Source organism: Microbacterium tumbae (genome assembly GCF_054780175.1).
On sequence record NZ_BAAGWV010000003.1, the window covers coordinates 33,465 to 58,589 of the forward strand.

The window sequence follows — 25,125 nt, forward strand, 5'->3', positions numbered from 1 at the left end:
ACATGAACCTGGAACAGCTCCGCGGTTTCGTGGAGGTCGCGGACATCGCCCACTTCACCCGTGCGGCGGAGCGCCTCCACCTCGCCCAGCCTTCGTTGAGCAGGCAGATCTCGACCTTGGAGAAGGAGCTGGGCGCCGAGCTCTTCCACCGGGCGCGCGGACGCATCGCCCTCACCCCGGCCGGGCGCACCCTGCTTCCCCGAGCCCGCCGGATGATCGCCGACGCCGACGCGATCCGCGGGGAGATGGCCGAGCTCGCAGGGCTGAGGCGGGGACGCGTGTCGCTGGGCGCCACGCCCACCCTCTGCGTGAGTCTGGTGGCGGAGGCGATGGGCGCCTTCCATGCAGCGCATCCCGGCATCGAGATGCAGCTCGTCGAGGGCGGTTCGCATCTGCTCATCGAGCAGCTCTCGGCCGGCGCCCTCGACCTGGCGCTGATCACCGTGTCCGAAGGGCTCCCGGAGGCGGGGCCGGCGCTCGTCCGAACGCCGCTGCTGCTCGAGGAGCTCGTGGTGGCCTTCTCCGCCGTCGGGCCGGGGATCCCCGCCGCCGCGATCGGACTGGAGCAGCTCGCCGAGCTGCCGCTCATCTCCTTCGCGGAGAGCTACGATCTGCGCGCGGCGACGGATGCGGCCTTCCGCTCGGCCGGGCTGCGGCCCGATCCTGTCGTGGAGGGAGCCGAGATGGATGCCGTGCTTCGCTTCGTCGAGCGCGGCCTGGGCGTCGCGGTCGTCCCGGCGACGGTGCTGGTCGATCGGCCGGCACTGCGCGCCGTGCGTCTGGATGCTCCGCAGCTGCACCGCACCATCAGCATCGCGCATCGCTCGGACGTCAATCCCACCAGAGCGGCGTCCGCGATGCGCGAGGTGCTCCTCTCGAGCGCGGCCGATCTCGCCGCCGCATCCCCCGAGACGCTCCGCCTCGCCGGATAGCCCGCGGTCACGCCTCTGGGGGGAGCGCCTTCACCGCCGCGGCGAGCACCTGCGGAACCGTGGGGACCCCCTCGGCACGGAACACCTGCGCGCCGGCGGCATCGCGGATGATCACCGTCGGCGTGTAGGTGATGTCGAGGGCCTCGGCGGCATCCGGATCCTGCGCGACGTCGATCTCGGTGATGCGCGCGCCGGGCAGGAACCGCACGGCGTCGGCGAGCGTCGCCCGCGTGCGTGCGCAGGCGCCGCAGAAGGCCGAGGTCACCAGGGTCAGCTCCATGCCTGATGCAACCATGCTCCGCGTCGCGCTGTTCCCGGGGCGGTGCTGACGGGAATCCCAGAGCCCGCGCCTTCGGCACGGCGTGTCGGCGGGGCGACGCGCCGTGGGTGAAGCGGATGCTCTGGGTTTTCCGGACGTGTTCTGGCGCACAGGCTCACGAGCAGGCCGATCAAGCCGATGCCCGCCGGGCAGCGGGATCGGCGAGCTCGGCCGTCAGCGCAGGGCGGTCCAGAGCCTCGCCCACTGCTCCGGCGACAGATCCCGCGGCAGGGCCGTGCGGCGGACGGCGGCCATGCCGAGTGCGCGTTCGACCGATGACGGCGGATGCTGTGCGTTGCGCAGGATCTGCCGGAGGCCGCCGCCGCGTCCGCGGAAAACCGCAGCCACGAAGCGCTCGAATCGCCGCCGCTCCCGCGGATCGAGCAGCGGCTCCCGCCGGCGTTCGACGGTGAGGATGCCGCCGTCGACGGCGGGGACGGGACGGAAGCAGCGGGCGGGCACCCTGTCGTGCAGGCGGAAGACGAACCAGGGCGCCGCCTGCGCCGTCATCATGGTCGACCCGCCGACGCCGGCCCGTTTGCGCGCCACCTCCCACTGGGTGAGCAGGATCGCATGGCGCCAGCCTTCGGCGTCCAGCAGCCGACGCAGCAACGGCGTCGTCAGGTGGAACGGGATGTTGCCGACGATCACCGGCCGGTCGAGAGGTTCTCGCATCGCGTCGGCGCGCTGCACGCTCGCTCCGCGGATCCGAGCCTGGAGACGGCGCACGCGGCGCTCGTCGATGTCTATCGCTCGGAGGTCGCGGCCGAGGGCCGCCAGCTGCTCGGTGAGAGCGCCGTCACCGGCGCCGATCTCGAGGATCGCGCCCGTGGTCGACGCGGTCAGCGCGGTGATGCGCAGCAGCGTCGGTCGATGGATGAGGAAGTTCTGGCCGAGCTCGTGTCGGCCTCCGCCGTGGGCGTGCGGAGAGGGGAGGGAAGTGGGCATTGGTGCGCTCCAGTCGAAGGAAGGAGCACCCGGCTGCGGGCGTGCGAGAGCACGACGAACGCGCCTCCGGGTGCGATGGCATCCGGAACGACGACGCGCAGCGGCGTTATGCGACCGTCAACGCGCCGTCAGGCGCGGCGGTCGCGGAACACGAGGCAGCGCGCATCGTTCAGCGCGCCGGTGATCAAAGAGCCCATGCCGGCCAGTGTAGCCGTGCGCGCGGCGTCTCCTGTCATCGAGCTCCTGCCGCCACGCGTCGATGAGCCCACGACGCCGAAGGGCGCCGGTGGATACGATGACGACGTGACCCACACGATCGCGCGCCCCGGCATCGCCGAGCGCCTCTCCCGGATGATCCAGCTGCCGACGGTGTCCGCGGAGCTCGACGCTCGTGGCTCCGGGCCCTTCGAGGCATTCGTCGCGCTGATCGCGGAGCTGTATCCGCTCACGCATGCCGCGCTCGAGCTCGAGCGGCACACCGATCTCGGGCTGCTGCTGCACTGGAAGGGCGCTACGTCCGCGGATCCGGTCGTCCTGATGGCGCACTACGACGTGGTCCCCGTCGACGAGAGCGACCCGTGGACGTACCCGCCGTTCGAGGGACGCATCGCCGACGGATGGGTGTACGGGCGCGGCACGCTCGACGACAAGGGGCCGCTGATCGTCGTCATCGAGGCCGTCGAGAACCTGCTCGCGACCGGATTCGCCCCCGCCAGGGACGTCTATCTCTCCTTCGGGGGCAATGAGGAGACCTACGGCGACGCCGCGCGGGTCATCGCGCGAACGCTGCACGAGCGCGGCATCCGTCCCTGGCTCGTCCTCGACGAGGGGGGAGCGGTCGTCGACGCGCCGCTGTCGTTCGCGAAGGGGGATGCGGCGATGATCGGGCTCGCCGAGAAGGGCATCGTCAGCCTGTCGCTGTCGGTGCGCGACGAGCCAGGACATGCCTCGGCACCGCCGGAGTACACGGCCGTCCGCCGTATCGCGCGTGCCGTGGACCGTCTCGGGCCGTCGACGTTCCGGCCCAGGGCGCCGAAGGCCGTCACAGGAATGCTGTCGACGCTCGCGCTGCAGGCATCCGGAGCCGCGCGGCTGCTGCTGCGCGTGCTCGGCGCCGTGCCGCCGCTGACCGCGCGGGTGTTCGCCGCGATGGGCGGGGAGCCGGCCGCGATGGTGCGCACCACGGTCGCCGCGACGATGCAGGCGGGCGGCACGGCGGCCAATGTCATCCCGTCGCAGGCATCCGCCACGCTGAACCTGCGCATCGCGCTGGGGGAGACGGTCGAGAGCGTCACGGAGCGGGTCCGCCGCAGGGTGAACGATCCGAAGGTGACGGTCGAGGTCATCGAGGGCAGCGATCCCTCCCCGGAATCTCATGCGGACAACGCGCAGTTCGCGCTCCTCGGCGAGGCGCTCGCCGCCGCCTATCCCGGCGTCCCCGCCGTGCCGTATGTGATGATGGCGGCCTCGGACGCCCGCTGGTTCCACCGGCATTCGCCCGAGGTGTACCGCTTCGCCCCGCTCAGGATGTCGGCGGCGCAGCGGGCGAGCATCCACGGCGTCGACGAGCGGGTGGAGATCGCATCCCTCGAGCGGGGCGAGGTCTTCCACCGCACGCTCATCGAGCGCTTGGGAGGTGCGTGATGACGCGGGCGGCCTCCATCGGCGCGCTCGCCTCCGTCGTCGGCTTCCTCGCCTTCGTCGAGTTCACGAGCGGCGTGCTTCAGGGCTACTACACTCCGATGCTCACCGACATCGCCCGCCATCTCGGCATCCACGACGCGGACGTGAACTGGCTCGAGGGTGCGCAGCTGATGCTCTCGGCTCTCGTGGTCCCCGCCTTCGCGAAGCTCGGCGACATGGTCGGGCACAAGCGGATGCTGCTGATCTCCACCGCTCTGACGGCGCTCGCAGGGCTCGTGCTCCCGTTCACGGACTCGTTCGCCGTGTTCCTCGCCGCCTGGGCGCTGATGGGCTTCTACGTCGTCTGGCTGCCGCTGGAGATCGCCCTGATCTGGTCGCGGTCGCGGCGGATGGATGGTCGTTCCGTCATCACGGCGAAGGCGGCGGGCATTCTCGTCGCGGCCCTCGAGATCGGCGCGATCGGCGGCGCGCTCCTGGGCGGTGCGCTCATCGACGCCCTCCCGCTGACGGTGGTCCTGCTGATCCCCGCGCTGCTCGTCGTCGTATGCTTCTTCGTGATCCTCTTCGGGGTGAAGGAGTCTCCGGAGCAGACCGGAGGGGTCTTCGACACCGTCGGGCTGGTGCTCATCTCGCTCGCGCTGCTCTGCTTCACCGGCGGGCTGAGCCTGCTGCGGCTGGAGGGCGGACTCGTCAGCCCGTGGTCCTGGGCGGTCGTGGTGCTCGGCCTGCTGCTCGTCATCCCGTTCGTGCGGTGGGAGCTACGGTGCGATGATCCCCTCATCGATGTGCGGATGTTCCGCTCGCCGGCGCTCGGCCCGGTGTTCCTCACCGCCGGGCTCTTCGGCGTGAGCGTGCTGGGCGCGCAGGCGCCGCTGTCCACGTTCGCGCGCACGGATCCGGACGTCTACGGCTACGGCCTCGGCACAGCGGGCTTCATGACGTCGCTGCTCATCGGGGTCTATCTCATCGGGATGATCGCGGGGGCTCTCGCCTACCCGCGGATCGCGCGCCTGACGACGCCCCGCCTCACGCTCATGGGGGCATCGCTGCTCGTGGGGATCGGTTATCTGCTGTTCCTGCCGTTCCACGACACCTACCTCCAGGTCGTCACGAACATGGTGATCGCGGGGCTCGGCTCGGGTGCTCTCGTGGCTGCTCTGCCTGCGGCTGCGGCGGCGGCGGCGCCCGCCACGCAGACCGGCGTCGCGACCGGGCTCACGAACTCGGTGAAGACGGTCGGCGGGGCGATCGCCTCATGCGTGTTCGGCATCGCGCTGCTGAACGGCGTCGCTTCGGCGGCGACCGGTGCCGAGGGCACCGCCGGCTCGCTGGCGGGCTATTTCACGGTGTGGATAGTCTGCGGGGTGACGGCGCTCGTCGCGGCCGCCCTGCTCGTGCTCGTGCCGAAGGAGGCCTTCACCGACCGGGCGGAGGCGACTCCCGTTCCCTGAGTCATCGGAGGCGGAGCAGGCGGGACAGCTCGGCCCAGGCCCGAGCGCCGAGCTCGGCGTCCGCCGCAGGAGTCCCGCCGCGTGCCATCCGCACGCCCCCGCCGGCCGGTCGCTCGCCGGGCAGGAGCACCCTGTGCCCGGCGGCAGGATGATGGACGACGATCGTCTCCAGGCCGTGGCGCCGGCGTCGATCGGCGATCGCGGCGGCGAAGACCGAGCTCGGCCAGACGCGGTCATCGCCGCCGGCCGTGAGGAGCAGATCGCCGCCGACGCGCTCGACCGGGATCTCCGCGGCAGCGCTGCCTGCGGGCTCCAGGGCGAGGCTGGAGGCGTACAGCGAGAGGTACTCCGGAGGATCGGCGTCCGGCTCCCAACTCGGGTCGAAGGCGACGGCGGGCAGAGGAGCGCCATTCCAGGTCCAGTGCGAGGACCATTCCCCGTCCGACAGACCGGACCAGACGACGGAGGACGGCGAGAAGGCGACGGTCGCGTCCACTGCGGCGACGGATGCGGTGACGAGCGCGGCTTCGGCACCGAAGGACGTGCCGACGACGGCGATCCGGTCGCTGTCTCGCCGCAGTTCTTCGAGCTGCTCGACGAACAGCTCGATCGGCACCTCGTGGGGCGCCGGTCGCTGACCGCGTCCGCCGAACCAGCGGATCGCCCTCACCCGTGCGCCGTGTTCGGCGAGAAGCTCTGCGCGCTCGCTCTCGATCCGCCCGCTCGATCCGGCCAGCAGCAGCACCCCGGTTCCGCGAGGGGATGCCGGGAACGCGTCGTGTCGGTCTTCCGGTGCGAGCGGCATGATCCGAGCCTACGGGCAGACCGATCCTGCCGTGTCTCCGCCGGCGTCAGTCGCGGTCGAGGCCGAACGTGCGCTTCACGAGGGCTTGGACATCTCGATCCAGCCCCTCCATCCGCGTGTTCACGGCATCGAAGCGTGCGTTCATCTCGCCGCGCAGTCCATTCATCTCGCCGTGGAGACGATCGATCCGTCCATTGAGCTCGCCGCGGAGGCCGCCGATCTCGGCGCGCAGGACGCGGACGAAGAGAGTGGAGACGATGGTGAGCATGCCGAGCATCAGAGCGGTGAAGGCTCCGATCATCGCCCAGATCTGCGCGTCGTCCATGAATCCCACCTCCTCATCGTCGCACCGATTCGAGCAGTCTGCCAGGGCGCGGGCGGGCGAACCGACCGTATACACGTCGTCTGTGGAGAAGTTTTTCAAGAGCCGAGCGGTGCAGGGCGGGTCGCGCTCCCGTGATCGGATGCGTCGGTCTCCCCGTCCGCCACGGAGGACCCGGAACGGTCACGCACCACGGCGGCGCGCCCTCGTGGGACGCACCGCCACGGTGCGTGATGAACCGAGTGCTCCGCAGGCGGCTCAGTCGCCCTTCACATTGACGATCTGGCGGAGCGTGTGCCGGATCGACACCAGATCGGCGGCATCCGCCATCACCCGGTCGATCGGCTTGTACGCCTGCGGGATCTCGTCGATGAAGGCGTCGGTGTCGCGGAACTCGATGCCCGTCATCGCCGTCCTCAGCTGTTCGTGCGTGAACGTCCGACGGGCCGCGGACCGGGAGTACTCCCGTCCCGCGCCGTGCGGCGAGGAGTTCAGCGACAGCGGGTCGCCGAGCCCTTCCACGACGTAGGACGCCGTGCCCATCGATCCGGGGATGAGCCCCGGTCTGCCGGCATCCGCCTGGATCGCGCCCTTCCGCGACACCCACACCCGCTTGCCGAAGTGCATCTCCGACTCCGTGAAGTTGTGGTGGCAGTTGATCCGCTCCTGCTCGACGACCGGCGCTCCGAGGAATTCGGAGACCTGCCTGGCGACCCGGTCCATCATCTCCTCCCTGTTCAGGAGGGCGAAGTGCTGCGCCCACCGCAGCTCCCTGATGTAGCGGGTGAACTCCTCCGTCCCTTCCACGAGGTAGGCGAGATCCGGGTCGGGCAGATCGATCCACCAGCGCTTCGCCAGCCGCTGCGCGACGGCGATGTGGTGACCGGCGATCTTGTTGCCCACGCCCCGGGAACCCGAATGCAGGAACATCCACACCCGGTCCTGCTCGTCGAGCGATACCTCGATGAAGTGGTTGCCCGAGCCGAGCGTCCCCAGCTGCAGCCGCCAGTTCCTGGCGTAGCGCTCCGGGGCGAACTCGGCCTTCTCCGCCCGCTCCTCCAGCTCGGCGACCCGCGGCTGCGCGGTGGCGACGACCTTGTTGTTGTACCGCCCGGCCGACAGCGGGATGGCGCGCTCGATCTGCTCGCGCAGCTCGGCGAGGTCGCGCCCTTCGAAGTCCTCGCGCGTGAACGGCGTGCGGACGGCGATCATGCCGCAGCCGATGTCGACGCCAACGGCGGCGGGGATGATCGCCCCGAGCGTCGGGATCACCGAGCCGACGGTCGCCCCCTTGCCGAGGTGCGCGTCCGGCATGAGCGCCAGGTGCGGGTGGATGAACGGCATGCGGGCGGTGGTGTGCGCCTGATCGAGCGTCTTCTCGTCGATCAGGGACGCCCACGACAGCAGCCGTGCGGAGAGCCTCTCCATGGTTCCTTTCCTCTGTGCGATGTGTCAGCCACAGGTCGGGAACGCAGAGAAAAGGCCCCGGACCTGACGGTGCGGGGCCTGGTGAGAGCGGATGCTGTCACACGGCGCGCGCCGGAGGGTACGACTCGTAGCGGTCGTTGCGCTTCTGCTGAAGGGCCTCGACCGCGGCGATGGGGAGGTTCCGCAAGGCGGTCATCCGTCGTCTCCTCGGCTGCGTGCTGCGCCGGTCGGCACAGCTTTGCAACCATAGGCGAAGGATACGCGCGCCGTCAACCTTCCGGATCGCGGACGACTCCTCCCGGTTCCAGGAGGGCGGGCGGTCAGAGCTCGATGCCGTGGGACTCGTCGTTGACGCCGGCATTGTCGCCCTTGCGGGATTCGACGGCGATCAGCCATCCGATCGACACGATGGCCGCGAGCAGCAGCCCCAGCCAGACGTTCTGCAGGATGAGCCCGAACACCACGCCGAGGGCGAGGAGCACGACCGTGCCGCCGAGCCACGTCCATCGCTGCCTCTTCGTCGCCGCCATGGGGCCAGCCTAGCGGCGTCAGTGCCTGCGGTGATCCTGAGGAGCCAGCCGAGGGCCGCGGCGCCCTTCGCGGATCCCGCTCGCGAGAATCAGGCGGATTACCCGTTGGCGGTGCCCCGTCCAGGGGGCGAGCAGCTCTCGCATCCCCTCGTCGTCCACACGCTCGCCCGCGAGGGCGTAGCCGACCTCGTGGGCGAGATGGTAGTCGCCGAAGCTGACCGCGTCCGGATCTCCGAGGGCGCGGATGCGCGTCTCGGACGCCGTCCACACCCCGATCCCCGGAAGGCTGGTGAGCACCCGGGCGCGGTCGGCTCCCGTCTCGGCGGAGAGCGCCGCGGCCGAGACGCGCGCCCCGCGCTCCGCGGCCCGGACGATGGCACGGGACTGGGGCGGCTCCACGCCGGCGCGGTGCCAGGCCCAGGAGGGGATGCCTCGCCAGCTCTCGACGGACGGGGGAGCGTGCAGAGGGCGTGGTGCGGGACCCGGTGCACGCTCGCCGAAGCGCGTGACGAGCACGCGCCAGGCGCCGTAGGCCTGGAAGGAGGTGACCTTCTGCTCGATGACGGCACTTGCGAGCGCGTCGAAGACGAGGTCGGTGCGGGTGAGGCGCACGGCTGCGGTGCGCCGGGCGACCTCGGCGAGCATCGGATGGGCGGAGACGTCGAAGCCGGTGTCGTCGTCCGCGGCGCCGCACAGAGCGGGCAGCTGCGCCAGAGCCCAGGCGGCGCCGGGGCCCCATGCCGCCGCCCGCACCTCGCCGGCGAGCGGGCGCAGCGCGAGCGTGGCGATGCCCTCCGGAGTGCGGCTGGCGCGCCACAGCGTCGTCCCGTCGACGAGCATCGTCGGATCCTTCGGCCCGCGGATCAGCACGCGGACGGTGCCGAGCAGGTCGAGCGGTCGCGAGGGGTGGTAGACGGTCTCGAGCGGTGCGGCAGGGGCTGCGGCATCCGCGATCGAGGACATGCCCTCACCCTACGCGGAGGCGCGGACACGGCCGGCCCGCAGGACGAGCGGACCAGGACCGGGGATCAGAAGCGGTCGGGCGAGGGAGTGCCGTGACCGTAGCGGATGACGACATCGGCGTGCCGGTCGAAGCGATATCCCACGCCGCGCACCGTGCGGACGATGTCCTCGTAGCGGCCGAGCTTGGCGCGCAGGCGCCGCACGTGCACGTCGATGGTCCGCTCGCCGGGGGTCTCGTCGTCCGGCGACTGCCACAGCGCCGAGACGAGCTCGGTGCGCTCGATCGTGCGGCCCTCGCGGAGCACGAGGTACTGCAGCAGCTCGAACTCCTTGTAGGTGAATGCGGCGGACTCGCCGTCGATGAGGACGCGCTTGCGGGAGATGTCGACGACGACGCCCTCGTTCTCCTCGTTCTCCTCCTCCTCCGCGGCCTTGGTGCGGGCGATCGCACCCGGCTCCTGCAGGGCGAGGCGGACGACGTCGAGGTCGCGGCCGCCGGCGCCGTGCGGGGCGAGCGCCACGGTGGCGTGCGTCTCCGCGGCGGGGGCGAGCTCGGCGAGGGTGCGGCGCAGAGCGTCGACGAGGAGCGGAAGGCTGACGCCCGCCTCGGCGGCCTTGATCTCGTCGAGTCCGACGTAGAGCGCGAATCCGCGAGGGGAGCGCGTGGCGGGGAGATCGGCGGTGGCCGGCTCTTCGGAGCCGGTGGCGGTGCGAAGGGCGGGGCGGTCGAGGAGGACGGTGTTCGACATGATGATGGAGTCCTTGCGGGAGGGTGAGCCGATGCGGCTCGGATGCGTTGCGGAAGACCCTGAGGGCCGAGAGCGAGCACGCAGGTGGGTGCTCGGGAGCTCAGGCGTCGCAGATGGCGAAGGCCGAGCAGGGCGGGTGTGCGGGAGTCAGCTGCACATTCGGCAACACATGCCAACGCGACCGGGCATCATCATCCCGGCAGTCCTGTTCGCCTCCTGGGCGGACGAAGGGCGCGCGTTGGTGGTCATGGGGGGATTATGTCTGATCATGTCGCCGTGTGTCAAAACGGGGCCGGCGAGCCGGTGCGGGCGTAACGTGGTGGCGTGACCGATTCCGTGCTGATAGACGGCTTCCTCCTGACGGACGAGAGGGACGCATCGCGCTACACGCTGACCCGTGACGGACAGCTCGTGAGCGTCCTCGACTATCGTGACGACGGCCGGACGGTGGCGCTCACGCGAGCCTTCACGATCCCGGATTTCCGCGGATCGGGGCATGCTGCGAGGGTCGTGGCCGGTGCGGTCGCCGACCTGGAGGCGCGAGGGGATCGCGCCGTCGACGCGGTCTGCTGGTACGTCGCCGACTGGTTCGACGCGCACCCCGAGCACAAGGGGCTGCTGCGCCGCCGATAGGCCATAGCAGAGCTCGGCGATGTATGACGCTCTGTTACGCATCCGGCGGTGGGCTGGCAGGATGAGGACATGAGACTCGCCGAGGCCCTGACCGCTCGCGCCGATCTGCAGCGCCGCATCGAGCAGCTCCGCGCCCGCATCGTCGCGAACGCCCGATATCAGGAGGGCGAGGAGCCGGCGGAGGACGCCGGCTCCCTTCTCGTCGAGGTCGATGCCGCCCTCGGCGCGCTGCGGGATCTCATCCGGCGGATCAACGCCACCAACGCGCGGCTCGATCTGGGCGCGGACGGCACGATGACCGACGCCCTCGCCGCCAGGGACGTCCTGCGTCTGCGGCACTCGCTCCTCGCGGATGCGGCCGCTGCGGCGTCCGGGGCCGATCAGGGCTTCCGGCAGATGCGGTCGGAGCTCAGGCAGGTCTCGGCGCTGCCGGTGAGCCGGCTGCGCGCAGAGGCGGACGAGGTCGCGCGCGAGCTGCGCGAGCTGGACAACAGGATCCAGCAGGCGAACTGGAACAACGACCTGGAGGAGCAGAGCGGAAGTCGGTAGTCGCGGCGAAGCGGGCACATCCCCAGCCGGAGGGGCAATTCCGGCACTGTCGGGCGGAGGGCAGCCCGGATCCCGCATCGCGCAGCCCCGCACGCAGGACATGTGAAGGCGCACAGCGCATTCCGCATCACCACGTGCCGGTCGTCGCGACGAGGGCGGGTCAGGGGATCTTCCGCTCCTGCGGTCGCCGCCGCGGGCGTCCGGATGCCGGATGCCCGCGGCATGCCTGTCAGGCGATGTCGGTGGCGGTTCGTACCGTGTGAGTATGCGAATCCTGCACACCTCCGACTGGCACATCGGCCGCACCTTCCATGGCTCATCGACCATGACGGCGCTCGCCGAGGTGCTCGCCGCGCTGGTGCGGCAGGTGCGGGAGAACGACGTCGACGTCGTGATCGTCGCCGGCGACGTGTTCGACTCCGCGACTCCCGCCGGCTCGGCTTATACGCTTCTCGGCGACACGCTCGCCGCCCTGAACGACGCGGGCGCGAAGGTCGTCGTCACGAGCGGCAACCACGATTCCGCCGCGCGACTCGGCTTCCAGGCGCGGCTGCTCCGCGACGGCATCCACGTGCTGACCGATCCCACGGCGATCGGGGAGCCGGTCACGATCGACGACGTCCACGGCGTGGTGCACTTCTACGGCATCCCGTACCTCGAGCCGGCGATCGTCCGGAGGCACTGGCCCGATGCGGGCCTGCGCACGCAGGCCCAGACGATGGCCCACGCCATGGGGCTCGTGCGCGAGGGCATGGCGGCGCGTCAAGGCCGCTCGGTGGCGATCGCGCACTGCTTCGCCGCGGGGGTGGATGCCACGGCTGGACTGGAGCGCGAGGTACGCCAGGGCGGGCTGGACGTCGTGCCGCTGGACGTCTTCGACGGGCCCGACTACGTCGCGCTCGGCCACATCCACGGGCGTCAGCGGCTCAGCGAGCGGATCCGCTATGCGGGGGCTCCGCTGCACTACAGCTTCGGCGAGCAGCACAAGCCGCGGGGATCCTGGCTGGTCGAGCTCGACGCCGACGGCCTTTCCGAGGTCTCCTGGCTGGAGCTTCCCGTTCCGCGTCGGCTGGTCACTCTGACCGGCACGCTCGACGAGATCCTCGCGCCCGAGAACGTCGCCCGGCATGCCGACGACTGGGTGTGCGCGATCTACACGGACGCGCTCCCCCCGTCCGAGCCGATGCGTCGCCTCAAGGCGGGGTTCCCTTACTGTGCGATGGTGCAGCACCGGCCAGAGGGCGTGCGGGAGCAGACCGAGCGTTCCTACGCGGAGCGGCTCACCGCGGCGACGACGGATCCTGAGCGCATCGCGGCGTTCCTCGAGCATGTGCGCGAGGGTCAGGGCCCGAGCGAACGCGAGCGGGAGCTGATCCGCGAGATCCTCGACGAGCGCGCCGTCGCCGAGGCGCTGGTCTAGTGCGGCTGCATCGTCTCGAGGTCGAGGGCTTCGGCCCGTTCCGCGAGCGCCAGAGCGTCGACTTCGACGCCTTCGCCGACGATGGCATCTTCCTGATCGCGGGCCGGACGGGTGCGGGCAAGTCGAGCATCCTGGACGCCGTCTGCTTCGGCCTGTACGGCGGGGTGCCGCGCTACGAGGGCGGTGAGAAGCGGCTGCGCAGCGACCACTGCGAGCCGGACGACATCAGCGAGGTCGTCGTCGAGTTCTCGACGACCGCTGGACGGTTCCGTGTCTCGCGCTCGCCGGAGTACCTGCGGCCCGCCAGGCGCGGCGGGGGAATGACCAAGCAGGCCTCGTCGGTGTCGCTGGAGGAATGGGCGGGCGACTCGTGGATCGGCCGTGCGGCGCGGGCGGTGGATGTGGCCGGTGAGCTCGACGAGATCCTGCAGCTCACTCAGAGCCAGTTCCTGCAGGTCATCCTGCTCGCGCAGAACCGCTTCGCACGGTTCCTCCTCGCCGACAGCAAGGAGCGCCAGGCGCTGCTGCGGCGGCTCTTCGGCACCGAGCGCTTCGAGGACGTGCAGTCCCGCTTCGAGGATCGGCGCAAGGCATCCGAGAACGCCCTGGGCGCGCGACTCGCGACCGTCATCGCGCGAGTGGAGGAGGCGGAGGGCGTCATCACGACGTCCGATCCCCAGGGCGGGCGTTCCGACGACGATGCGGATGCGGGGGCAGATCTCGCGGCCCGGGGGACCGGGACGATCGATGAACGGCTGTCCGCCCTTCGCCAGGCGCTGGCCAGGGCCGAGTACCGTGCCGAGCGCGCGCGGGCCGAACGCGATACGGCCGAGCAGAGGGTGGCGGACGCTGACGCTGCCCTGAGCCGTGCGCGCGAGGAGCAGAAGGCGCAGCGCGAACGGGACAGAGCCCGCGCGGCCTTGCAGCTTCTGGACGAGGAGGCCCCCCGGATCACGGCCATCCGCGAGGAGCTCGAAAGGGCGCGCGCGGCGGAGGGCCTGCGCGCGACGCTGGCGGCGGTCGCCCGTGCCGAGGATGCGCTCGCCGTCGCCGCACGCGATGAGGAGATCGCCCGCCGGGAGGCGGGCGCGCTCGACGTCGATCTGTCCGCGCCCACCGTCCAGGAGCTGGAGGAGTGGGCGACCGAGCTGACCCGTCTCAGCGGAGCATGGAAGAGCGTCGCCGACGACGAGCGGGAGGCCCCGGCGCTCGCCGCTGCGCTCGAGTCGGCGCACGAGCGGGTGGCTGCCGCGACCGCGCGGATCGATGCCGATGAGGTCGAGCGCGCTGAACTGCCGGGACTGCTTCAGGAGGCGGTGGCCGAACGCGATGCCCTGCGCCGCATCGCAGATCGCAGGGACGAGCTGCAGCGCGATCGCGATCGCGCCGACGTTCGTCGTGCCGCAGTGGCGGAGCAGGCGCGGATCGATGCTCTCGTGAAGGACGCGGAACGCGTGCTGGCGGAGGAGAGCACGGGCCTCGCGACCGCTCAGGCGTCGTTGGCAGCCCTGCGTCGTCGCCGGCTGGACGGGATCGCCGGTGAGCTCGCCGCGTCGCTCGTGGCTCACGAAGCCTGCCCGGTGTGCGGGTCGACGGAGCATCCTTCGCCCGCCGTGCACGCCGATCCGGTCTCGGCGGACGATGTGGACGAGGCCGAGGCGGTGCGCGATGCCGCGATCGACGTCGAGCGCTCGGCGTCCGAACGGCTGTCGGTATTGCGAGCCGAGGCCGCCGCCGTCGCCGTCCGGACGGACGGGCGGTCGGAATCCTCCGCGGAGGCCGAATTCGTCGCAGCGGCCGAAGCGCTCGGCGAGGCCGGCGACGCGGCGGAGAGAGCGGCTGCGCTCGACATGCGGGTGTCGTCTCTCTCCGCACGCTCGGAAGAGCTCGAGGCGCAGCGGACCGCGTCCCTCACCGCGCTGGCCGACGCGCGCGAAGCCCTGGTCGTCGTCGAGCAGCGGACGCAGACGGCTCAGGTCCGGATCGAGGACGCCCGTGGAGGTTTCGGCAGCGTCGCGGAACGTCTCGCGGATGCATCCCTTCGCATCGAAGCCGCCCGTGCGCTGGCGGGAGCCATGGCCGAGCGCGCGCGTCGTTCGACCGCGCTCTCGGAGACCGCGCGCGAGCGCGATGCGGCACTCGGAGCATCCGCCTTCGATGATGCGAGCGCCGTCGAGCTGGCCCTCCGCTCCCCGGCGGAGCAGGAGGCGCTCGAGTCCCGGATCACCGCGCACGGCGTGCAGCGGGAGAAGGAGCGCGAGATCCTGTTCGAGCTCGAGCTGCGGACGCTCCCGGAGGAGAGCATCGATCTCGCCCCGGTCGAGCAGGCGTCGCGTGTCGCCCGCTCGGCGTGGCAGGCGGTGGTGGATGCGGCCGCGCGCGCCGAGGGCCTCGTCGAACGGCTGGCCGGACTGATCGATTCGGCGGCGCAGGCGCATGAGCGCAGCGCCGCCGAGGCGGCGGAGCACGAGGTGCTGAGGTCCCTCGCGGACACGATCGCAGGGCGCGGGGCGAACACGCACAAGATGACTCTGGAGACGTTCGTCCTGGCGGCGGAGCTCGAGGAGATCGTCGCGGCGGCGAACCGGCGGCTGATCCGGATGCAGGACGGGCGTTATCAGCTCCGGCATTCGGACGCGCTCGCCGCACGCGGCGCCGCGTCTGGCCTCGGAATCGTCGTCCACGACGCGTTCACCGGCCAGACGCGGCCCGCGCAGTCCCTCTCAGGCGGAGAGACCTTCCTGAGCTCGCTCGCGCTCGCGCTCGGGCTGGCAGAGGTCGTCACGGCCCGCGCGGGCGGGATCCAGCTCGACACGTTGTTCATCGACGAGGGGTTCGGATCCCTCGACGCCGACACCCTCGAGGTGGCGATGCGTGCGCTGGACGAACTCCGCGCCGGCGGCAGGACGGTCGGCGTGATCAGCCATGTCGAGGCCATGCAGGAGCAGATCCCCGCCCAGCTGCGGGTCGAGCAGACCGACGCCGGTCCGAGCCGGATCCTCGCGTAGCTCCGCGTTCTTCGCCCATCGATCGCACTGCATCAGCCCGGCGATGCAGTGCGACCGGAGTTCAGGCGTTCGCCGGCGTCCACGCCGAGACGGCGCTGAGCGAGGCGACCTCCTCGGCGCTGAGCTGCACGCGCGCGCTGGCGAGCAGATCCTCGACCTGCTCCACGCGCGACGCGCTCGCGATCGGTGCGATGACCGTCGGCTGCTCACGGAGCCAGGCCAGCGCCACGGAGGCGATCGAAGCGCTGTGCGCCGTGCCGATCCGGTCCAGTTCGCCGATGATGCGGAGACCGTGGTCGGTGGCGTACTTCGCCGCTCCGCCGGCGCGGGCGGAGGCCACCTTCGAGGCATCCGTCGACCGGTACTTGCCGGTCAGGAAGCCGCTGGCCAGGGCGTAGTACGGCACCAGGCCCAGGCCGAACTCCTCCGCGACGGGGATGATGCCCTCTTCGACGTCATTGCGATGCACGAGGTTGTAGTGCGGCTGCACCACGACCGGGACGGCGACGCCCGACTCCTGCGCGAGGGCGATCCACGAGCGGATGCGGTCGGCCGAGTAGTTCGAGACGGCGATATGCCGGACGAGGCCGTCGGCGACGAGCTGTCCGAACGCCGCCACCGTCTCCTCCAGCGGAGTCTCGGCGTCGTCGAAGTGGGCGTAGTAGAGGTCGATCGTCTCGACGCCGAGCCGCTTCAGCGACGCCTCCGCCGCCGCACGCACGTTCTTCGCCGACAGCCCCCTGAACTGCGGATGCTGGCTCACCTTTGTCGCCACGACGACATCGGCCGGCTTCCGGGACGCGAGCCATTCGCCGACGATCGTCTCGCTCTCCCCTCCGGAGTTGCCCGGCGCCCAGGCGCTGTAGGAGTCCGCGGTGTCGATGAAGTCGCCGCCGCCCTCGGTGAAGGCATCCAGGATGCGGAACGAGGCATCGCGGTCGGCCGTCCAGCCGAACACGTTGCCGCCGAGGGCGAGGGGGAACACATCGAGGTCGCTGCGGCCGAGAAGGGTCATCGGTTTCTCACTTTCGTCGTCTGAAGGGGACAAGTCGCCCGCACATCGCCGTATTCCGCCGATGTCATCGTGACGTAACAGTGTGGAGGGATACTGGAGGCAGAGAGAGTGGAGGAAGCCGTGTCGCTTCAGCAGGAGATCGCCCAGACGCTCGGAGTCCAGCCCGATATCGATCCGAAGGCCGAGATCGAGCGGCGTGTGCAGTTCCTCGTGGACTACCTCGTGAGGACGGGCGCGCACGGATTCGTCCTCGGCATCTCCGGCGGCCAGGACTCCACGCTCGCGGGACGTCTCGCCCAGCTCGCCGCGGAGAAGGCGCGTGCCGAGGGCGGTCAGGCGACGTTCATCGCGGTCCGTCTGCCGTACAAGGTGCAGCACGACGCCGAGGACGCGGCGGCGGCGCTCGCGTTCATCCGGGCCGATCGCTCCGTCGAGGTGAACATCCAGAACGGCGTCGACGGCGTCGAGAAGGACATCGAGCACGCCGCCGGTGCGGACATCTCGGACTTCAATCGCGGAAACATCAAGGCCCGCATCCGCGCGGTGACGCAGTACGCGCTCGCAGGTCACGACCGGATGCTGGTGATCGGGACCGACCACGCTGCCGAGGCCGTGACGGGATTCTTCACCAAGTTCGGTGACGGCGCCGCCGACATCCTGCCGCTCTCCGGTCTCACCAAGAGGCAGGGCAAGGCGCTGCTGCGCGAGCTCGGCGCTCCCGACCGGCTCTGGCTGAAGGTGCCGACCGCCGATCTGCTCGACGGCCAGCCGGGGCGCGCGGACGAGGACGAGCTCGGCATCGCCTACGAGCAGATCGACGACTACCTCGAAGGCCGTGAGGTCGCGGCGGAGGTCGCGGAGCGCATCGAGGGCAAGTACCTGGCCACGGAGCACAAGCGCCGTCTCCCCGTCACGCCGTTCGACGATTGGTGGCGCTGAGCGCTCGCAGCGTCGACGGATGCTCCGGCGGTCGCCATCCGCGCTCTCGCTCCAGGGAGACGGGCTCTCGGGTGACGGAGGGATGCGTGTCCGAGCCCGCAGCTAGTCTCGAAGCATGCGGATCGACACCGACGCCCAGCGCGTCATCTGGAGCGCCAGCGACCTGAAGCTCGCTGCGGAGTGCGAGTTCGCGTGGTGTCGCGCCATCGATGCGAAGCTCGGTCGGGTCCCCCCTGTCGCGGAGCCGGAAGATGCGACGCTCAAGCGGGCGGCCGAGCTCGGAGACGTGCACGAGCAGAAGGTCCTGCAGTCCTATCGCGACCGCTTCGGCGCTGCGGTCCACGAAGTGTCCAAGGTCTCCTCCGCCGATGCCTCCTCGCTCGCCGCGGTCGTCCAGGAGACGCGACAGGCGCTGCATTCCGATGCGAGGGTGCTCTTCCAGGCTGCCTTCTCCACCGAGGAGTTCGTGGGATTCGCCGACTTCCTGCTCCGCGACGATGACGGCCGCTGGCGTGTGCAGGACTCCAAGCTGGCGCGCAGGGCGAAGGTCACCGCTCTCATGCAGCTCGCGGCATATGTCGATCAGCTCGACGCTCTCGGCATCCCCCGTTCCGACGAGGTCGACCTCATCCTGGGCGACGGCAGCCTGAGTACGCACGCCGTCGACGACCTGCTGCCGCTCTTCGCCGTCCGCCGCGCCCGTCTGCGCGCCTTGATCGCAGACCGACGCATCTCCGAGGGCGCGGCAGGGGCCGCCCTGGCCTGGGGAGACGACCGCGGCGACCTCGAGGTCACTGCCTGCGGCCGATGCGCGACGTGCACAGAGCAGGTCGAGGCGCATCGTGATCTGCTGCTCGTCGCCCGGATGCGTCCGGTGCAGCGCACCCGGCTGCGTGGAGCCGGCATCCTGACCATCGATGACCTCGCCGCAGCCGAAGAGGCGCCGTCCGGCATGAATCTCGACACCTTCGCGACGCTGCGCGCTCAGGCACGGGTCCAGCTCGCGACGCGTGGGGACGTCCCCACGGTCGAGGTCTACCATCCGCAGGCGATCCACACACTGCCGCGTCCCTCGGCCGGCGACATCTACTTCGACTTCGAGGGGGATCCGCTCTACACCGAGCCCTCGGGTGCGGAGAAGCCGTGGTGGGGGATCGACTACCTGTTCGGCTGGGTCGACGATGCGGAGCAGTACAGCGCTCTGTGGGCGCACACCTTCGCCGAGGAGCGGCTGGCGCTCGAGAGATTCCTCGACTTCGTGAACATTCGTCGCGCCGCCCATCCGGACATGCACATCTACCACTACGCGCCCTACGAGACCGCGCACCTCATCGCCATGGCGGCCAGGCACGGAGTCCGTGAGGGAGAGGTCGACCGGCTGCTGCGCGAGGGGGTGTTCGTCGACCTCTACCCGCTCGTGCTGAGAACGGTCAGAGTCGGATCGCACTCGTACTCCATCAAGAAGCTCGAGCCGCTGTACATGGGCGCCGAGGTGCGGACCGCCGACGTGCAGAAGGGCGATGAGTCGATCGTGCAATACGTCGCCGCGCGCGAGCTCGCCGAGGCGGGGGAGCAGGCCGAGGCCGAGCGGCTGCTCGCCGATCTCGCCGACTACAACCGTTACGACTGCGTCTCCACGCGCCGCCTGCGCAACTGGCTGATCGACATCGCCCGCGCGGAGGGCGTCGTCCCCGCGCCGGCCGACGAGCCGGACGAGGTGATGTACGAACCGTCTCCGCGCTCGGTCGCGCTGCTGGCGGACGCCTCCGAGGACGTCGCGCGAGGCGGGGACGGCGAGGTCCATCGCGTCGCCGCGGCCGCCATCGACTACTTCCCCCGTGAGGCGAAGAGCTTCTGGGTCGCGCACTTCCAACGCCTGCGCGAGCCGGCGTCGATGTGGGAGCAGACCCGCGACGTCGTGCGGGTCGATCCCGCGCTGTCACGCATCGTGCGCGACTGGGGCGTTCCCGAGGGCCGGCGCGTGCCGTCCCGCGAGATCGAGCTGCGCGGCGAGGTGGCGCCGGGGACGACGCTGGGGGAGCGGTCCAGTCCGTTCGCGCTCTATCCGGTGCCGGCGCCCTTCGACGTCGAGGTGACGACGAGGGCGATCCACGTGCCGCGCGCCGTAACGGTGGTCGACGTCACCGACGGCGGCTACGTCGTCGAGGAGTCGGCGGTGGGCGGTGCCACCTGGGATGAGCTCCCTCTCGCTCTCACGCCGCCTGCGCCTCCCCGCGTCGTCTCGCTGCAGGGCGCGATAGACGAGTGGGCCGACGCCGTGCACGCGGCTGCGCCCGGATTCCCGGAGGACGCCGCGACCGACATCCTCCGTCGGCGCCCGCCGCGTACGAGCTCCGGCGCCGGGCTGCCTGAGGCGGCCGGAGATTCGGTCGATGCGATCGTGCGCGGGATCCTCGACCTCGACGACAGCTATCTGGCCGTGCAGGGCCCTCCCGGGACCGGCAAGACGTACACCGGGTCGCGCGTCATCGCACGGCTCGTGAACGAGCACGGCTTCCGCGTCGGCGTCGTCGCGCAGTCGCACACCATCATCGAGACCCTGCTGGAGCGGGTCGTCGCAGACGGGGTGCCACCGGGGCAGGTGGCCAAGTCGCCGAAGGACCCAGGCGCCGATCCCTCATACACGGCCATTCCGAAGCCCGGCATGGCGGCGTTCCTCGCCGAGCGGACCGGCCAGGGCGTCGTCGTCGGCGGCACCGCGTGGGACTTCAGCCACACCGGGCGTGTGGCGCGCCACGAGCTGGATCTGCTGGTGATCGATGAAGCGGGGCAGTTCTCGCTCGCCTCCACCATCGCGGTCGCCGCCGGGGCGAAGCGGCTGCTCCTTCTCGGCGATCCGCAGCAGCTGCCGCAGGTGAGTCAGGGTGCGCATCCCGAGCCCGTCGACGCCTCGGCATTGGGCTGGGTCATGAACGGGGACGCCGTTGTGCGTCCGGAGTTCGGGTACTTCCTGGCGCAGAGCTGGCGGATGCATCCGGCCGTCGCCGAGCCGGTCTCGCAGCTGTCCTACGCGGGCCGGCTCGCGTCGGCGCCCGGCGCCGAACGGCGAGAGATCGGCGGAGTGGAGCCCGGCCTGCACGTCGTCGCCCTGCGCCATCGCGGCAATGCGACGGAGTCTCCGGAGGAGGCCGCCGAGGTCGTGCGGATCGTCCGGGATCTCCTCGGGCGTCCTTTCACGGACGTCGACGGCGTCTCGCGTCCGCTCGAGCAGTCCGACGTCATCGTGGTCGCGCCGTACAACGCGCAGCGCCAGCGCGTGCACGGGGAGCTCGCCGCCGCCGGATTCGGGGCCGTGCCCGTGGGCACCGTCGACAACTTCCAGGGCAAGGAGGCGGTCGTCTCGATCACCACGCTCGCAGCGTCCAGCGGTCGTGACGCTCCGCGCGGGCCGGAGTTCCTCCTGCTGCAGAACCGCCTGAACGTGGCGATCTCGCGCGCCCAGGTCGCAGCGTACCTGATCCATTCGCCCGCTCTGCTCGACGATCTGCCGCACACTCCGGAGGGGGTCGCGCGGCTCAGCGCCTTCGCCCGCCTGGTCGGCGCGGCCTGAGCCGCACGCCCGCCTCCGGGCTTCCCTCGCGGATGCTCGGCTGTGTGTTCCTCCGGTGCGCGTTCTCGGTGGGGTTCCCTTGGGTGCGCTGCTTATCTCGTCTCGCGCTGCGTGGTTATCGGCAGCGCGGGTTGATTAGAGCAGCGTGACTCGGGAAACAGTAGCGCGGGTTGGGGATGAGCAGCGCGGGTCGGGAAGAGCCGCGCGGATCCCGGGGCAGATCCTGATCTGCGTTCCTTCCGTGCGTTCTCAGCCTTCGGGTGCGCTGCTTATCTCGTCTCGCGCTGCGTGGTTATCGGCAGCGCGGGTTGATTAGAGCAGCGTGACTCGGGAAACAGCAGCGCGGGTCGGGGATGAGCAGCGCGGGTCAGCAGCGGGAGCGCAGGCCGAGATGAACAGCGCAGGCCGGGATGAACAGCGCAGGCCGGGATGAACAGCGCGGGTCGGGATGAACAGCGCGGGGGCGGGGAGAGCCTCGCGGGCTCGTGGCGGCGGCGCAGAAGACCGGAGACGCTCGCCGTTCTCCCGAGGCTCAGACGGTGCCGTAGAGGCGGTCGCCCGCATCGCCGAGGCCGGGCACGATGTACCCCTTCTTATTGAGGCGCTCGTCGAGCGCGCCGAGCACGAGCGTCACATCGCGGTCGCCGACGAGCCTCTCGATCGCAGCGACGCCCTCCGGCGTCCCGAGCAGGCAGATCGCCGTGACGTCCTTCGCGCCGCGGTCGAAGAGGAACTGGATCGCCGCGGCGAGCGAGCCGCCGGTGGCGAGCATCGGGTCGATCGCGAAGCACTGGCGATCGCTCAGGTCGTCGGGAAGGCGCTCGGCGTAGGTGGTCGGCTCGAAGGTCTCCTCGTCACGGACCATCCCGAGGAAGCCGACCTCCGCCGTCGGCAGCAGCTTGACGAGGCCCTCGAGCATGCCGAGACCCGCGCGGAGGATCGGGACGACGATCGGGCGCGGCTCCGAGAGCTTCACCCCCGTGGTGGTCGTCACCGGCGTGGTGATCTCGACCGGCGAGACATGCACGTTCCTGGTGGCTTCGTAGGCGAGCAGCGTCACGAGCTCCTCGGTCAGCTGACGGAACACCGGTGAGGGGGTGCGCTCGTCGCGCAGAACCGTGAGCTTGTGGGTGACGAGGGGGTGATCGGCGACGTGAACACGCATGGATCAAGGGTAATGCGCCGGATGCGCCCGGCACGACCCCGCCGCGATGGATAGTCTCGGAGCATGACCGACGCCGACGAGCAGGGGATGCTGCGCGCCCTCGCGCTCGCGGCGGACGCCTCCGCTGCGGGTGAGGTCCCGGTGGGCGCCGTCGTGCTCGACGCCGCCGGCCGAATCATCGCCGAGGGCAGGAACGCCCGCGAGGAGACGCACGACCCGACGGGGCACGCGGAGGTGGTGGCGCTGCGCGCCGCTGCGGCGTCCCTCGGCACCTGGAACCTCGAGGGCTGCACGCTGGTGGTGACGCTGGAACCGTGCCTCATGTGCGCGGGGACGATCCTCCAGGCGCGCATCGGCCGTGTCGTCTTCGGCGCCTGGGACGAGAAGGCGGGCGCCGCCGGATCCATGTACGACGTGCTGCGCGATCGGCGGCTGCCCTATCGTGCCGAAGTGGTCGGCGGAGTGGCGGAGGACGCGGCGACCGCCCTGCTGCGGGACTTCTTCGAGACCCGGCGCTGACCGACGAACTCCGCGCCGAGCCGAGCTCGCTGCCGGATCACCGTGCCGGACCGCACACCGGACGACGTACCGGACACCCTGCATGAGGATCGGCCGAATGCCGGTGGATTCGTGCTGCTTCCGCCCTGCATCCGGGAATCCGCCCTGCATCCGGGAATCCGCCCTGCATCCGGGAATCCGCCCTGCATCCGGGAATCCGCCGTGCATCCGGGAATCCTCGCGACACGCGTCCCGTGCGATCCGCCCGAGAGGGTCTCAGTCGGCGGACTTCAGCACGAAGACGTCGGTGGAGGGCTCGGGGTCGATGGCCGGCCGGTAGATGTCGGGCTCGATGTAGATGGCCCGCGCCACGGGCACGGCATCCCGGATGCGCTTCTCGATGTCGTTGATGTCATCGGCGGCTTCGCGGACGGTCTTGTCCGAGGCGAGCGCCACCTTCGCCGCGACCAGCAGCTCGTCAGGACCGAGATAGAGGGTCTTGAGGTGGATGAGCTTCTCCACCTCGTCGCCGGCGCCGATCGCATCGACGATCCGGTCGAGGTCGGCGGGATTCGCCCCCTCGCCGACGAGCAGGCTCTTGGTCTCGATCCCGAGCGTGATCGCGATGATCACCAGCAGGGCGCCGATCATCAGCGTCCCCAGCGCGTCGAACAGCGGATTCCCGGTGACCACGGTGAGCCCGACGCCGAGCAGGGCGAAGAGCAGACCCGTCAGCGCTCCGACGTCCTCGAGGAGGACGATGGGCAGCTCAGGCGCCTTGGCGCGGCGGATGAAGGAGATCCAGGACTGCCCCCTCTCCCGCACGTGGTTGCTCTCGCGCACCGCGGTGCGCAGCGAGAACGACTCCAGGCCGATCGCGATGAGCAGCACGACGATCGGCAGCCACCACCAGGTCTCGCTGATCTCATGCGGATGCGTGAGCTTCTCGATGCCCTCGTAGATCGCGAAGACGCCGCCGACCGAGAACAGGATGATCGACACGACGAAGGCGTACACGTAGCGCTCCCGGCCGTAGCCGAAGGGGTGCGCGCGGTCCGCGGTCCGCCGGGCCCTGCGGCCGCCGAGCATGAGCAGCAGCTGATTGCCGGAATCGGCGACCGAATGGATCGCCTCGGCGAGCATGGATGCCGAACCCGAGAGCGCCCAGGCGATGAACTTCGCGATCGCGATGCCCATGTTCGCGAGGAACGCTGCGAGGATGGCTCTTCCGCCGCCGGATGCACTCATGGGCCGAGTCTAGTTCCGGGCCCTGTGGATGTGCAGGAGCCTGGGCCGACCTCCCCGAATAGGATGGCGGCATGGCAGATGCGCTCCCCTCCCTCGCTTTCCTCGGTGCAGGATCGATGGGAGGCGCGATCCTCCAGGGCGTGGTCGCCTCCGGGACGCCGGTGGATGGCGGCATCGTCGCGACGAACCGCACGGCCGAGAAGGCCGCCGCCCTCGCCGGGCTCGCCGGCGTCACGGCCATCTCGCTGGCGGAGCGGCCGGCAGGCAACACGGATGCCGCGGCATCCGCCCGCATCCTGCTCGTCGGCGTGAAGCCGGCCATGGTGCCCGACCTCCTCGGGGAGATCGCACCGGTCCTGCGGCCGGACGCGATCGTCGTCAGCCTCGCGGCCGGCGTCACCCTCGCGACGTTCTCCGAGATCCTCGGCGACGGGGCGAGCGTCATCCGCTCGATGCCGAACACGCCCGCCACGGTCGGCAAGGCCGTCACGGGTCTCGCCGCGGGAGCGGCGGCATCCGCCGAGGACGTCGCCGTCGTCCGGCGCCTGTTCGAGCTCGTCGGCTCCGTCGTCGAGGTGCCGGAGGATCGGATCGACGCGCTCTCCACCATCTCGGGCTCCGGTCCCGCGTACGTGTTCCTGCTCATCGAGGAGCTCACCAAGGCGGCGGTCGGCAAGGGGTTCGCCGAGGCGGACGCGCGGCTGATGGCCGAGCAGACCTTCATCGGCGCGACGGCGCTGCTGGACGCGTCAGGCGAGGATCCCGCCGAGCTGCGTCGCCGTGTCACGAGTCCCAAGGGAACGACCGAACGCGCGATCGCCGTGCTCCAGGATGCGCGCCTCGACCTCGTGTTCGCCGAGGCGACGGATGCCGCCCTGGTCAGGGCCAGGGAGCTCGCCGCCGGAGCCTGACTCCGGCATCCGGATCAGGAGGACTCCTGCGAGAGGCTCCCGATCCGGTGGCATGTTCGTGATTCGGGCGCGACAGG

The 25,125-nt window shown here is 70.7% G+C and carries 22 protein-coding genes; 11 read left to right on the forward strand and 11 right to left on the reverse strand.

Annotated features, from left to right (window positions below):
• Positions 1 to 2: 2 nt before the first annotated feature.
• On the forward strand, positions 3 to 932 hold the full coding sequence (locus tag ACYVGQ_RS12070; protein WP_460784888.1) for a LysR family transcriptional regulator: 930 nt from the start codon (positions 3 to 5) through the stop codon (positions 930 to 932).
• Positions 933 to 939: 7 nt separating this feature from the next.
• Here ACYVGQ_RS12070 and ACYVGQ_RS12075 read toward each other — a convergent pair whose 3' ends face one another.
• Both ACYVGQ_RS12075 and erm read right to left on the reverse strand, forming a co-directional pair.
• Entirely contained in the window at positions 940 to 1,227 is a 288-nt protein-coding gene (locus ACYVGQ_RS12075; RefSeq protein WP_460784889.1) for a glutaredoxin family protein, read from the reverse strand.
• 198 nt (positions 1,228 to 1,425) lie between these two features.
• Positions 1,426 to 2,199: a 23S ribosomal RNA methyltransferase Erm gene (erm, locus tag ACYVGQ_RS12080; protein WP_460784890.1), complete on the reverse strand. Its 774-nt coding sequence runs from the start codon at positions 2,197 to 2,199 to the stop codon at positions 1,426 to 1,428.
• A 303-nt stretch (positions 2,200 to 2,502) separates the two neighbouring features.
• On the opposite strand from erm, the gene ACYVGQ_RS12085 reads away from it, so the two are divergent.
• A complete protein-coding gene (locus ACYVGQ_RS12085; RefSeq protein WP_460784891.1) occupies positions 2,503 to 3,843 on the forward strand; it encodes a M20/M25/M40 family metallo-hydrolase in 1,341 nt (446 codons plus the stop codon).
• Entirely contained in the window at positions 3,843 to 5,294 is a 1,452-nt protein-coding gene (locus ACYVGQ_RS12090) for an MFS transporter (RefSeq protein WP_460784892.1), read from the forward strand. Before ACYVGQ_RS12085 ends, ACYVGQ_RS12090 begins: the two co-directional genes overlap by 1 nt.
• Before the next feature lies 1 nt (position 5,295).
• On the opposite strand, the gene ACYVGQ_RS12095 is transcribed toward ACYVGQ_RS12090, so the two are convergent.
• The 6 genes from ACYVGQ_RS12095 to ACYVGQ_RS12120 all read right to left on the reverse strand — a co-directional run bounded on the left by ACYVGQ_RS12095 (position 5,296) and on the right by ACYVGQ_RS12120 (position 10,091).
• Positions 5,296 to 6,099: an acyl-CoA thioester hydrolase/BAAT C-terminal domain-containing protein gene (locus tag ACYVGQ_RS12095; RefSeq protein ID WP_460784893.1), complete on the reverse strand. Its 804-nt coding sequence runs from the start codon at positions 6,097 to 6,099 to the stop codon at positions 5,296 to 5,298.
• Positions 6,100 to 6,145: 46 nt separating this feature from the next.
• Positions 6,146 to 6,424 (reverse strand): hypothetical protein, encoded by a 279-nt coding sequence (locus ACYVGQ_RS12100; RefSeq protein WP_460784894.1) that lies wholly within the window; start codon positions 6,422 to 6,424, stop codon positions 6,146 to 6,148.
• A gap of 255 nt (positions 6,425 to 6,679) precedes the next feature.
• Complete coding sequence (locus ACYVGQ_RS12105) at positions 6,680 to 7,849, reverse strand: RtcB family protein (protein WP_460784895.1); 1,170 nt, start codon at positions 7,847 to 7,849, stop codon at positions 6,680 to 6,682.
• Positions 7,850 to 8,169: 320 nt separating this feature from the next.
• Positions 8,170 to 8,379: a hypothetical protein gene (locus tag ACYVGQ_RS12110; protein WP_460784896.1), complete on the reverse strand. Its 210-nt coding sequence runs from the start codon at positions 8,377 to 8,379 to the stop codon at positions 8,170 to 8,172.
• An 18-nt stretch (positions 8,380 to 8,397) separates the two neighbouring features.
• Complete coding sequence (locus ACYVGQ_RS12115; protein WP_460784897.1) at positions 8,398 to 9,342, reverse strand: DNA-3-methyladenine glycosylase family protein; 945 nt, start codon at positions 9,340 to 9,342, stop codon at positions 8,398 to 8,400.
• Between the two features lie 65 nt (positions 9,343 to 9,407).
• Entirely contained in the window at positions 9,408 to 10,091 is a 684-nt protein-coding gene (locus ACYVGQ_RS12120) for a winged helix-turn-helix domain-containing protein (RefSeq protein ID WP_460784898.1), read from the reverse strand.
• Positions 10,092 to 10,415: 324 nt separating this feature from the next.
• On the opposite strand from ACYVGQ_RS12120, the gene ACYVGQ_RS12125 reads away from it, so the two are divergent.
• The 4 genes from ACYVGQ_RS12125 to ACYVGQ_RS12140 all read left to right on the forward strand — a co-directional run bounded on the left by ACYVGQ_RS12125 (position 10,416) and on the right by ACYVGQ_RS12140 (position 15,701).
• A complete protein-coding gene (locus tag ACYVGQ_RS12125) occupies positions 10,416 to 10,724 on the forward strand; it encodes a GNAT family N-acetyltransferase (RefSeq protein ID WP_460784899.1) in 309 nt (102 codons plus the stop codon).
• A 69-nt stretch (positions 10,725 to 10,793) separates the two neighbouring features.
• The gene (locus tag ACYVGQ_RS12130) at positions 10,794 to 11,273 is read left to right on the forward strand and encodes a DIP1984 family protein (protein WP_460784900.1); all 480 of its coding nucleotides are present in this window, start codon (positions 10,794 to 10,796) and stop codon (positions 11,271 to 11,273) included.
• A 265-nt stretch (positions 11,274 to 11,538) separates the two neighbouring features.
• On the forward strand, positions 11,539 to 12,693 hold the full coding sequence (locus ACYVGQ_RS12135; RefSeq protein WP_460784901.1) for an exonuclease SbcCD subunit D: 1,155 nt from the start codon (positions 11,539 to 11,541) through the stop codon (positions 12,691 to 12,693).
• Positions 12,693 to 15,701, forward strand: a complete 3,009-nt coding sequence (locus tag ACYVGQ_RS12140) for an AAA family ATPase (protein WP_460784902.1) — start codon at positions 12,693 to 12,695, stop codon at positions 15,699 to 15,701. Before ACYVGQ_RS12135 ends, ACYVGQ_RS12140 begins: the two co-directional genes overlap by 1 nt.
• Before the next feature lie 61 nt (positions 15,702 to 15,762).
• Here the strand turns inward: ACYVGQ_RS12140 and ACYVGQ_RS12145 are convergent, their stop codons facing one another.
• Positions 15,763 to 16,716: an aldo/keto reductase gene (locus ACYVGQ_RS12145; RefSeq protein WP_460784903.1), complete on the reverse strand. Its 954-nt coding sequence runs from the start codon at positions 16,714 to 16,716 to the stop codon at positions 15,763 to 15,765.
• Between the two features lie 120 nt (positions 16,717 to 16,836).
• On the opposite strand from ACYVGQ_RS12145, the gene nadE reads away from it, so the two are divergent.
• Both nadE and ACYVGQ_RS12155 read left to right on the forward strand, forming a co-directional pair.
• Positions 16,837 to 17,655: an ammonia-dependent NAD(+) synthetase gene (gene nadE / locus ACYVGQ_RS12150; protein WP_460784904.1), complete on the forward strand. Its 819-nt coding sequence runs from the start codon at positions 16,837 to 16,839 to the stop codon at positions 17,653 to 17,655.
• 115 nt (positions 17,656 to 17,770) lie between these two features.
• Entirely contained in the window at positions 17,771 to 21,226 is a 3,456-nt protein-coding gene (locus ACYVGQ_RS12155; RefSeq protein WP_460784905.1) for a TM0106 family RecB-like putative nuclease, read from the forward strand.
• Positions 21,227 to 21,758: 532 nt separating this feature from the next.
• On the opposite strand, the gene upp is transcribed toward ACYVGQ_RS12155, so the two are convergent.
• Positions 21,759 to 22,391 (reverse strand): uracil phosphoribosyltransferase, encoded by a 633-nt coding sequence (upp, locus tag ACYVGQ_RS12160; RefSeq protein WP_460784906.1) that lies wholly within the window; start codon positions 22,389 to 22,391, stop codon positions 21,759 to 21,761.
• Positions 22,392 to 22,454: 63 nt separating this feature from the next.
• On the opposite strand from upp, the gene tadA reads away from it, so the two are divergent.
• Positions 22,455 to 22,910: a tRNA adenosine(34) deaminase TadA gene (gene tadA, locus ACYVGQ_RS12165; protein WP_460784907.1), complete on the forward strand. Its 456-nt coding sequence runs from the start codon at positions 22,455 to 22,457 to the stop codon at positions 22,908 to 22,910.
• 255 nt (positions 22,911 to 23,165) lie between these two features.
• Here the strand turns inward: tadA and ACYVGQ_RS12170 are convergent, their stop codons facing one another.
• On the reverse strand, positions 23,166 to 24,137 hold the full coding sequence (locus ACYVGQ_RS12170) for a cation diffusion facilitator family transporter (protein ID WP_460784908.1): 972 nt from the start codon (positions 24,135 to 24,137) through the stop codon (positions 23,166 to 23,168).
• A 71-nt stretch (positions 24,138 to 24,208) separates the two neighbouring features.
• On the opposite strand from ACYVGQ_RS12170, the gene proC reads away from it, so the two are divergent.
• On the forward strand, positions 24,209 to 25,048 hold the full coding sequence (gene proC / locus ACYVGQ_RS12175; protein WP_460784909.1) for a pyrroline-5-carboxylate reductase: 840 nt from the start codon (positions 24,209 to 24,211) through the stop codon (positions 25,046 to 25,048).
• Positions 25,049 to 25,125: the final 77 nt, after the last annotated feature.